Raw genomic sequence first — 1,503 nt, 5'->3', positions numbered from 1 at the left:
AGAGTGATAACTTTACTTTAAATAAAAGCTCACAAATTATGATATTGAACGGTGTTGAACGGGAAAACTAAAAAAGAATTCTGTTCCTTGATTGAGCACACTATTAACTTCTATGGAGGTATTGTGGAGGTCCATTATCTTTTTTACAATTGCCAAGCCGAGACCACTTCCATTTTCAGAATCTGAAAGAATTTTTCCTTTTGGATATCTTTCAAAGACGTGGGGAAGTTCATTTGGTGAAATTCCGTTTCCTGTATCAGAAACTTTTATCTTTGACTTGCTTATCTTCTCTAAGCATTAACGTAACCACATCGCCTTGATCACAATGCTGAATAGCATTATCTATTATGTTTTCTAGCGCCCTGTCAATCAACGCAATATCCCCAAAAACCAAAGGTAGGTCCTTGGAATACACTGTATATATATATCCCGCATTCGCTGCCAACAAGCTATTTATACAATAGTAACCGGAGAATAAACGGAATAGAAAAGCCCAGAAGATTGCCGCATCGGAAAACATACCTTCTTTAAAGATTTTTGTCCAGTCGGATTGGATTTTTTGATTTTCCCAACAACCATAAGTATAATAAAAGACAGGAACGTTCTAGGGCAGATCAATGATATATTATTACGGGAGAGGCCTTTAGGGGTTGGCTAATCAACTGGTGAAAATCAATCAAATCCCAGTCAAATTTGATTTCAGCCTGGTTTGCACCTAAAATGGAGGTGTATTTAATCCCACCCATAATTGAACTTTCAAATCTACAGATGAAGTCTACTCAAATTATAAATTCACTACAGCCAACAACACCTATGAATTTATGGCACAAAACCGCTACAAATGGTATGGAAAAAGGGACCCATTTATGATCCCTTCCCCTGATCTTACCGCCAAGTTTCTATTGTCAGTTCTACAATTGGAGGACTTAAAGCTGTGCCCGTAGCTCCCCGGATGGATATCTGGAAGTATGGACGTTTACATAGATCCCCCCTGACCGGATGGCACCTATCAAAGTGGCGAAGTCCGCTTCGGCAAGATCGCCCTGTAAATTGTCTGCTGTAATCACTCCCTCTGTTAAGACCCCGTTTTGCGGTCCCGAAGGTTGATCCGGATTCGTGTACAGGGTAACGACTACCGCGCCGTTTGCGCCCTCTGGCGCCAAATGAAAATGGGCGGCCCGGACATCATCAATATTCGCCGCGGTAATCTTGTAATAAAGAGACTGCTCGTCCTTATTGATTTTCACGCTCACATGTCCGGCCGCTTTGGTTTCCCGTGCGGGTACTTCATTGCTTCCTTTTAAAGAACTGGTGAAATTAAACTTAACCTCTGACTGGCCTTTTAAGGCAGTGTGAATAAGGTCTTCTGTTGGTTCATAACTTTCCTTGTTGCACCCAAACCCGAGAATGAGGACAAAGGAAAGTAAAACAAGCTTGCTAATATTCAAATAATTTTTCATAGTACGATTATTTAATTTATTTTACGTTACGAAGTGAGAAACG

The 1,503-nt window shown here is 40.6% G+C and carries 3 protein-coding genes; all 3 read right to left on the bottom strand.

Annotated features, from left to right (window positions below; translation table 11 throughout):
- Positions 1-36: 36 nt before the first annotated feature.
- The 3 genes from ACEW8S_RS02910 to ACEW8S_RS02900 all read right to left on the bottom strand — a co-directional run bounded on the left by ACEW8S_RS02910 (position 37) and on the right by ACEW8S_RS02900 (position 1,460).
- Positions 37-243, bottom strand: a complete 207-nt coding sequence (locus ACEW8S_RS02910) for an ATP-binding protein (protein ID WP_373516687.1) — start codon at positions 241-243, stop codon at positions 37-39.
- 13 nt (positions 244-256) lie between these two features.
- Positions 257-520 carry a hypothetical protein gene (locus tag ACEW8S_RS02905; RefSeq protein ID WP_373516686.1) on the bottom strand — a complete coding sequence of 88 codons (264 nt, stop codon included), beginning with the start codon at positions 518-520 and terminating at the stop codon, positions 257-259.
- 406 nt (positions 521-926) lie between these two features.
- Positions 927-1,460, bottom strand: a complete 534-nt coding sequence (locus ACEW8S_RS02900; protein WP_373516685.1) for a CHRD domain-containing protein — start codon at positions 1,458-1,460, stop codon at positions 927-929.
- Positions 1,461-1,503: the final 43 nt, after the last annotated feature.

It is taken from the genome of Pricia sp. (assembly GCF_041745955.1).
GTDB lineage: Bacteria > Bacteroidota > Bacteroidia > Flavobacteriales > Flavobacteriaceae > Pricia.
The sequence above is the reverse complement of the archived record's forward strand: the minus strand, read 5'-3'. Positions and strand labels throughout refer to the sequence as shown.

What these genes read in the sequence shown, in the direction of transcription:
- ACEW8S_RS02905 (WP_373516686.1), bottom strand. Translation starts at nt 520, where the DNA reads ATGTTTTCCGATGCGGCAATCTTCTGGGCTTTTCTATTCCGTTTATTC.
- ACEW8S_RS02900 (WP_373516685.1), bottom strand. Translation starts at nt 1,460, where the DNA reads ATGAAAAATTATTTGAATATTAGCAAGCTTGTTTTACTTTCCTTTGTC.